The organism is Beijerinckia sp. L45 (assembly GCF_009765775.1).
Lineage (GTDB): Bacteria > Pseudomonadota > Alphaproteobacteria > Rhizobiales > Beijerinckiaceae > RH-AL1.
On record NZ_LMUU01000078.1, the window covers coordinates 32,590 to 41,005 of the forward strand.

At 63.5% G+C, this 8,416-nt stretch carries 6 protein-coding genes; 1 reads left to right on the forward strand and 5 read right to left on the reverse strand.

What is annotated here, in order from left to right; translation table 11 throughout:
- Positions 1 to 10: 10 nt before the first annotated feature.
- Positions 11 to 3,196, reverse strand: coding sequence for an efflux RND transporter permease subunit (locus tag GSQ79_RS08400; RefSeq protein ID WP_158808266.1), 3,186 nt, complete (start codon positions 3,194 to 3,196; stop codon positions 11 to 13).
- Positions 3,197 to 3,520: 324 nt separating this feature from the next.
- Positions 3,521 to 3,934 (reverse strand): hypothetical protein, encoded by a 414-nt coding sequence (locus GSQ79_RS08405; RefSeq protein WP_158808267.1) that lies wholly within the window; start codon positions 3,932 to 3,934, stop codon positions 3,521 to 3,523.
- Between GSQ79_RS08405 and GSQ79_RS08410 the strand changes: the two genes are divergently transcribed.
- Positions 3,933 to 4,910, forward strand: coding sequence for an aliphatic sulfonate ABC transporter substrate-binding protein (locus GSQ79_RS08410; protein WP_158808268.1), 978 nt, complete (start codon positions 3,933 to 3,935; stop codon positions 4,908 to 4,910). The genes GSQ79_RS08405 and GSQ79_RS08410 overlap by 2 nt on opposite strands.
- Before the next feature lie 8 nt (positions 4,911 to 4,918).
- Here GSQ79_RS08410 and GSQ79_RS08415 read toward each other — a convergent pair whose 3' ends face one another.
- The 3 genes from GSQ79_RS08415 to rfbH all read right to left on the reverse strand — a co-directional run.
- A complete protein-coding gene (locus GSQ79_RS08415) occupies positions 4,919 to 5,113 on the reverse strand; it encodes a hypothetical protein (RefSeq protein WP_158808269.1) in 195 nt (64 codons plus the stop codon).
- A 73-nt stretch (positions 5,114 to 5,186) separates the two neighbouring features.
- Entirely contained in the window at positions 5,187 to 7,262 is a 2,076-nt protein-coding gene (locus GSQ79_RS08420; RefSeq protein WP_158808270.1) for an ATP-dependent helicase, read from the reverse strand.
- 137 nt (positions 7,263 to 7,399) lie between these two features.
- The coding region (gene rfbH, locus GSQ79_RS08425) for a lipopolysaccharide biosynthesis protein RfbH (RefSeq protein WP_158808271.1) at positions 7,400 to 8,416 on the reverse strand (1,017 nt) is incomplete at its 5' end.

Below are 8,416 nucleotides of genomic sequence, written 5' to 3' on the forward strand. Positions count from 1 at the left end.
GGGCTCCAGGTCAGGCATGAGACAGAAGGCCGGAGACGGGCTCCGTAGCCTTCGATGAAGTCGTTTTTTTGCGGCGATGCGCGATGCTGAACACCGTCGGCACGAACAGCAGCGTCGCCAGGGTCCCGAACAGGAGGCCTCCGATGACCGCGCGTCCCAGCGGCGAGTTCTGGCCGGGCTCCAGCGCCATCGGCGCCATGCCGATGATCATCGCGAGCGCCGTCATCAGCACCGGGCGGAACCGGGTCAGGCCCGCCTCGAGCGCGGCTTCGAGGGCGTCCTTGCCCTCGGCAAGCCGTTCACGAGCGAAGCTGACGACCAGGATGCTGTTGGCCGTGGCGACGCCCATGCACATGATCGCGCCGGTCAGAGCGGGCACCGACAGATGCGTGTTCGTGATGAACAGCATCCAGACGATGCCGGCCAGCGCCGCCGGCAAGGCAAGAATGATGACGAACGGATCGAGCCAGGACTGAAAGTTCACGACGATCAGAAGGAAGATCAGGACGATCGAGAAGGCCAGACCGACGAACAGCTGCTGATAGGCATTCGCCATCGTGACAGCCTGCCCGCGAATGGTCACCGTCGTCCCTTTCGGCAGTGTGTCATGCGCATCGTCGATGATCTTCTGGATGCTGGCGACCACGCTGCCGAGATCGCGATCCTGCGTCGTCGCAAAGATATTGACCGTCGGCCGGATGTTGTAGTGCGACACGATCGCGTTGAGGGGCTCCGGGGCGAAGGTCGCGAGACCGCCGAGGAGCTGCGTCGAATTGGCGGCATTCAGCGGCAGGTTCTCGAGATCGCCCAGCGTGTCGATGGAATATTGCGGCAGCTGCACCGAGACGGGGTAGGACACCCCGTTGGCGGGGCTCAGCCAATAGGTGGGCGCCGTCTGCGTCGTGCCCGACAGGGTCGACTGGATGCTCGTCGAGGCATCGTTTTCGGTCAGCCCGACGACACCAGCCAGTTCGCGGTTGAAATCGACCTTCAGGCCCGGGTTCTGGAACTGCTCCTGGATGCGTGGATCGGCGACACCCGGGACATGGCGGATCTTCGCCAGCAGCTTATTGGCAACGCTTCGGCTGTCGGCAAGGCTGATGCCGGAAATCTGAACGTCGAGCGGCGCCGGCGATCCGAAGTTCAGGATCTGGGTCACGATGTCGGCGGGCGGAAAGGAGAACGTCGTGCCGGGGAACGCCTTCGGCAGCCGCTCACGCAGCGTCTTGACGAAGACGTCCGTCTCCGTCCGCCCTTCGCTCAAGGTCAGGAGGATGTCCGCGTCGAACACGCCGATCGTCCCGGTGTTGCCATACGCGACGTTGATGCCTGAGATCGGCAGGCCGATATTGTCGACGATGCTCGTCAGCCGCGACGGCGGGATGATCGTGCGGATCGTGCTCTCGACCTGTGTCGTCAGCAGCGTCGTCTGCTCGATGCGGGTGCCCGTCGGGGCACGCATATGGATCTTGATCGCGCCGGCATCGATCGTGGGAAAGAAGTCTTGGCCGAGGAACGGGACCAGGCCGAGCGACAGCAAAGCAACGCCGAGGAAGCCGGCGGCAAACTTGAAGCGGTTATACAGCGCCAGCCGCAGCAAGCTCATGTAGCCCTGCCGGAATTTCTCGAAATAATGCTCGAAGCCGCGCTGGAACCGACCGAAAATGCTCAGCTTGCGGGGAACGTCGCGGGCGTCGTGACCGTGCACGTGCTGACCGCGCAACAGGAAGTGCGCCATCGTCGGCACGAGGGTGTAGGTCAGAATGTAGGACGCGATCATTGCGAAGACGACGGCCATCGCCAACGGGCGGAACAGATAGCCGGCGACACCGCCGAGCGAGAGCAGCGGGACGAAGGCGATGCAGATGCAGAACAGCGCAATCGTCGCCGGCGGCATGATTTCCTGCGCGCCCTGGGTGATCGCGGTGAGGATGTCCTCGCCCAGCTCTTCCATGTGACGGTTGATGTTCTCGATCGTCACGGTGGCATCGTCGACGAGGATTCCGACCGCAAGCGCAAGGCCACCGAGGGTCATCACGTTGATCGTCTGTCCGAGAATGGACAGCATCGCGAGCGAGCTCAGCACCGCCAACGGGATCGACACGGTGATGATCAGGGTCGAGCGCCAGCTGCCGAGGAAGACGAGGATCATGATGCCGGTGAGGGTCGCGGCGATGATGCCTTCGCGGACCACGGCCGTTACGGACGCCTGAACGAAGCCGGATTGGTCGCCGACATATTTCAAGTCGACGCCGGGCGGCAGCGTCGCCTGGATCGCCGGTAGACGCGCCTTGACGCCCGCGATGATATCGAGCGTCGAGGCGGAGCCGATCTTGAGGATCGACATCAACACGCCCTTCTTGCCCTCCATCTGCACGACGTTGGTCTGCGGCGGCGAACCGTCGTGGACGAAGGCGACGTCACGCATGAAGACGACGGCGCCGTTGACGACCTTGACGGGCAGATTGTTGAATTCCTGCAGGGCCTTCGGCGAATCGTTGAGATCAACGGTGTATTCGTAGGCGCCGATCTTCTGTGTTCCGACAGGCGTGATCTGGCTCTGCCGCGCCAGCGCCGCGCCGACATCGTTCGCAGACAGACCGTGGGCCTGCAAAGCTTTCTGGTCGAGATCGATCTGGACCTGCCGCGCCATGCCACCGAAAGCGTAAGGCAACTGGGCGCCAGGAACCGTGGCGAGCGCCGGCCGCACGAAGTTCTGGGCGATGTCGTTCAAGGCCGTCTGGGACAGCGAGTTGCTCGACAGCGCGAGCTGAATGATCGGCACGCTCGACGCATTATAGACGAGCATGAGCGGCGGCGTGACGCCGGCCGGAAGCTGCTTCAGGATGGTCTGCGAAATCGAGGTGACCTGCGCTTGCGCAGCGTTGATGTCGACGTTGGTCTGGAAATAGATTTTTACGATGCCAAAGCCCGGTAGCGACTGCGACTCGACGTGCTCGATGTCGTTGACGGTCGTCGACAGGACGCGCTCGTAAACGCTGACGATGCGCCCGGACATGTCCTCCGGCGGCAGGCCGGTGTAACCCCAAACGACGCTGATGACCGGGATGCCGATGTTTGGAAAGATGTCCGTCGGCGTACGCACCGCCGACAACACCCCGAAGATCATGATCAAGATGGCCATCACCACGAAGGTGTAGGGTCGCGAAAGTGCAATTCTGACGATAGCTGTCATGGACCTGATTTTGTTTCCGAGCACGCGGCGTGTACCGCGATGCTTATGCTGACGCTATGGATTTGCCCTCTACTCGGCAGGGGCACCATTTGTCTTATACGGAACAGACTTAAATTAAAGCCGAACACGGCCCCGCTCGCGACATTGTGTGAATTGCCTGACAATAGCGCCCCATCTGTTCCAGTTCGTTTCTGCAGTCATCGCAGATTACTGTGGGCATATTTCCCGCACGGTTTTTCGCGAAGCTCGTGGTTCTAGGCCCAACGTTCGGGAAGCGTTCCCGGCACGAAGCCTATGATTTCATGGGACATGATGCCACCCGAGCTATTCTCGGCTTCCGCGCAGCCGGCAAACGCGGGCGCCATTTCCCGAGGCAATACGCATCAGGCTGACGTAACGGAGCTTCGAAACGCCCAAGATTTTCAGAGCTCCGCGGCCCGTTCCGCGCCACGAGCATAGCGGGTATTCCACAGCCGCAAAGCAAAGCCGAGACTGAAGGCCGTTGTCCCATGCGGGTTGCGGGAAGGACCGAAGCAGATCGGCAGCCAGACCGTCGATTCTTGGCGTCAGCACTTTCACCGTGCGCGGCGCCGCTCGCTTGAGATGCCGCAAGAAACGATCTTGGAGAAACAGATAAAGGGTATTCGTTGCTGCAAATGCGTCGCAATACAGCAGCATTTTCTTTCCCAATACTGCTAGTTTTGTCTCGTCGCTCGCTACCCCCGAAGGTCGATCCATGAACCGCCGTGATCTCCTCACGCTTGCCGGCGCATCCGGCGCCTTGGCAGCCGTCCCGTTCGCGCGTCAGGCCTTGAGCCGACCGAATGACAGGCCGGCCGACCTACCGTCGGAAATCCGGATTGGCTATCAAAAAAGCAGCCTGCTCGCGATCGCCAAGCAGCAAAAGCTGCTTGAGGCACGCTTCGACGCAAGCGTCGCCGTGCGGTGGGTCGAGTTCGCCTACGGCCCGCCGCTGCTCGAAGCCCTTGGCGCGGGGCGGCTCGACTACGGCTATACCGGCAATGCCCCGCCGATCTTCGCCCAGGCGGCGCGGGCGCCGATTCTCTATGTCGCGGTCCAGCCAGCGCACGGCGGCAATGTTGCAATCGTCGTCCCGCAGGACTCCAGTCTGAGGAGTCTGCGCGACCTCAAAGGCAAGACGGTCGGCGTCGCCAAGGGGTCCAGCGCTCACGATCTCCTGGTGGCGGCGCTGGACAGCGTCCACCTCTCTTACAACGATATCAAACCGGTCTATCTCGTCCCCGCGGACGCCGCGTCGGCCTTCGCGACCGGCGCGATCGATGCGTGGTCGATCTGGGATCCGTTTCTCGCCATCGCGGAGGTCACGCGCAAAGCCCGACACCTCCCGCTCGAGGCCGGTGTCGACGAGCAGAACGCCTTCTTCCTCGCGCACCGCGATTTCTGCATCACCTACCCGCATGTCGTGGCGGGCATCAACAGCGAGATGGCGGCTGCGGCGCTTTACGCGCGGTCGCATCGCGACGAGGCGACGCGCCTGTTCGCGGCCGCGACCGGTGTGGCGATCGACGCCGAGACGCTGGCCATTGCGCGAACCGAGTTCGATGTCGTCCCGGTGTCGGAGACCATTTTGCAGCGTCAACAGGGCGTCGCCGACCGTTTCGCGCGGATCAAGCTCATCCCGGCGCCGATCAGGGTTGCCGACCTCGCCTGGACCTGGGCGCCGGGCGGTTAGCCGCCTGCTCAGTGCTTCTTGGACGGCGGCTTTTTGATTATCTCTTCGATCTCGAGATCGCTTTTACCGCGGGCGGCGTAACCTTTTCGCTCGAGTTCGACGACCATCTTGTCGCGTGACTCCGCGCACTTACCTGCTAGCTTGCGCAACGGCTCGGGAGCGTCTTCGAAGGCGTGACGGAGACTGTCGGATATTCTGGTCATGCTCGCATCATGGCACGCCATCCTGGCGCTGCCTGCTCTGCCGATCGGCCCGCAGCCATCCCTCTTTGAGCCCTCAGACCTGCCGCCACATCTCCCGCATCCGCGCAGCGATGTCGACGCGGACGCTCTGGCTGGGCCGCACCGTCGCCGCCTCGGGCACCACGATCGGCCATGTCGTCCGCTCGAACAGCGGGAGCAGCGTGTTGGGAATGAACCGGGTGCGCGAGGCGTAGACGTGGCGGTCGCCGCGCGCCGGCTGATTGTGGACGAAGAACTGTTGCGGCGTTACGAGATGCAGGTCGTCCTTGGCGCGGGTCATCGCGACATAGAGCAGGCGGCGCTCCTCCTCGATCTCGGCCGGCGTGCCGGTGGCGAGATCAGACGGAATGCAGCCATCGACCGTGTTCAGCACGAACACCGCCTTCCACTCCTGGCCCTTCGCGGAATGGATGGTGGAGAGGATCAGATAATCCTCGTCGCGGAGCGGCACGCCGGCCTGGTCGCTCGTGGCGTCCGGCGGATCGAGCGTCATCTCCGTGAGAAACCGCTCCCGGGAGCGATAGCCGCTGGCGATCTGTTCGAGCTGCACGAGGTCGGCGCGCCGCGTGCCGCCATCCTCGTGAATGCGGTCGAGATGCGGTTCGTACCACAAGCGGGCACACTCCAGCTCCGCCGGCCACCCGGCGCGACCGGCATGAAGCTGGTCGATCGTCGCAACGAAGGCAGCCCAGGCGTCGCTGGCGCGTGGCGGCGCGGGCATTGCGGTCAAGGCACCGATCGGGTCCGCCGCTTGCGCCATATGATCCAGAACCCGCCGTGCCGATGTGGGTCCCACGCCCGGCATCAGCAGAAGGAGCCGAAACCCGGCGACGCGATCGCGCGGGTTCTCGACGAAACGCAGCAGCGCCAGCATGTCCTTCACATGCGAGGCGTCGAGAAATTTTAGGCCGCCGAATTTTACGAAGGGGATGTTGCGGCGAACCAGCTCGACTTCCAGCGGACCGCTGTGGTGCGAGGTGCGAAATAGCACGGCCTGCTGCTTCAGGGCCGTGCCGCACTCGCGGGCCTCTAGCACGCGCTCGACGACGTAGCGTGCCTGGTCGGCCTCGTCGCGCACGGCGACGATCTGCGGGCGCTCCGATGCGACGCGGTCGGTCCAGAGGTGCTTGGTGAAGCGCTCGGCGGCGAGCCCAATGACGCCGTTGGCGGCAGCGAGGATCGGCTGCGTCGAGCGGTAGTTGCGATCCAGCGTCACGATCTCGGCCGCGGGACTGAAGTGGCCGGGAAAGTCGAGGATGTTGCGTACGGTGGCGGCGCGGAAGGAATAGATCGACTGCGCGTCGTCGCCGACGACGGTAAGGCCCCGGCCGTCCGGTTTCAGGGCGAGGAGGATCGAGGCCTGGAGCCGATTGGTGTCCTGGTATTCGTCGACGAGGACGTGGTCGAAGCGCCCGCCGATCTCGGCAGCTAGAGAGGCATCCGCGACAGTCTGCGCCCAATAGAGGAGAAGGTCGTCGTAATCGAGGACGTTCTGGCGCTGTTTCGCTTCGACATACCCGGCGAACAGGGCTTGCAATTGCACCGCCCAGGCCGAACACCACGGGAAAGCGGCGCCGAGAACGACTTCGATCGGCAGCTCCGCATTGACGCTCCGCGAGTAGATCGCGAGGCACGTTCCTTTGGTCGGGAACCGGCTTTCGGTTTTCGACAAGCCGAGCTCGTGGCGGACCAGGTTCATCAGGTCGGCGGAATCGTCGCGATCATGGATCGTGAAGGCCGGATCGAGACCGATCTGCGCGGCATGCTCACGGAGAAGGCGGGCGCCGATGCCGTGGAACGTCCCGGCCCAGGTCAGCGCCTCGGTCATGATGCTGGCGTTGTGACCCATGATTTCGCCGGCGATGCGCGCGACGCGCCGTGCCATTTCCGTCGCCGCGCGCCGCGAGAACGTCATCAGCAGGATTCGCCGTGGATCGGCGCCGTTGACGATGAGGTGCGCGACCCGGTGGGCCAGCGTGTTCGTCTTGCCCGACCCGGCGCCGGCGATGACCAGCAGCGGCGCACCGGGCACGCAGCGGCCCGGCGCGACCCCGTGTTCGACGGCGCGGCGCTGTTCGGGATTGAGCTTATCGAGATAGGCGGCGCTCATCGCTGCGGGGGCCGCGACGCGAACGACCGATGCCGCGTGCCGCGTCGATGTCCCGGTTTGCCGATCCTCGTCACTTATCGTCCCCGCATCCGACTCATCGCAGGATAGGCCAGGAACAAAGAAGCAACAACATTCAGCTAGCGGCGCACGAACTTGCGTATGGTTTCAACGATGTAGGCGAGGCGATCGCGCCCAAGGCCCGGATAGACGCCGATCCAGAACGACGACGTCATCACGCGGTCGCTCGTCTGCAGGTCGCCATGCACCCGAAATTTTTGGTGCTTCATGTAGGGCTGCCGAACCAGGTTCCCGGCGAACACGAGGCGCGTCGCGATCTTGTGGTCCTCGAGATGCCGGGTCAGCGCGTCGCGGGTAAACGGCGCATTTTCGCTGACCGTGATTGGAAAGCCGAACCACGACGGGTTGGAGCTCGGCGTCGCCTGCGGCAGGATCAGCGCATGCTGCAGGTCAGCGAGGTGCTCCGACAGATAGGCGAAATTCGCCCGACGATCGGCGATGAAGCCGTCGAGGCGATCCATCTGGGCAAGCCCGACGGCGGCCTGCATGTCGGTGATCTTCAGATTATAGCCGATGTTCGAATAGGTATATTTGTGGTCGTAGCCCGCAGGGAGGTCGCCGAGCGTCCAGTCGAAGCGCTTGCCGCAGGTGTTGTCCTTGCCCGGCTCGCACCAGCAATCGCGGCCCCAGTCCCGGATTGATTCAAGCGCACGCTTTATATGACTATTGCCGGTGAAGACGGCGCCGCCCTCCCCCATGGTAATATGGTGAGCCGGATAGAAGCTTAGCGTCCCGATGTCGCCGAAGGTGCCGACCATCTTGCCGTCGTAGGTTGCGCCGAGGGCGTCGCAGGTGTCTTCGACGACATAGAGATCATGCCGCTTGGCGACGTCCATCACCGTCGCGAGATCGAACGGGTTGCCGAGCGTATGCGCGACCATGATGGCGCGCGTCTTCGGCGTGATGGCGTCCTCGATCCGGTCGGCCCGAATGTTGTACGTCGGGATATCGACGTCGATGAAAACCGGCACAAGCTGGTTCTGCAGCAGCGGATTGACGGTCGTCGGAAAGCCCGTGGCGCAGGTAATGACCTCGTCGCCGGGAGACAGCGGCCGCTTCAAGGATGGTGAGCACAG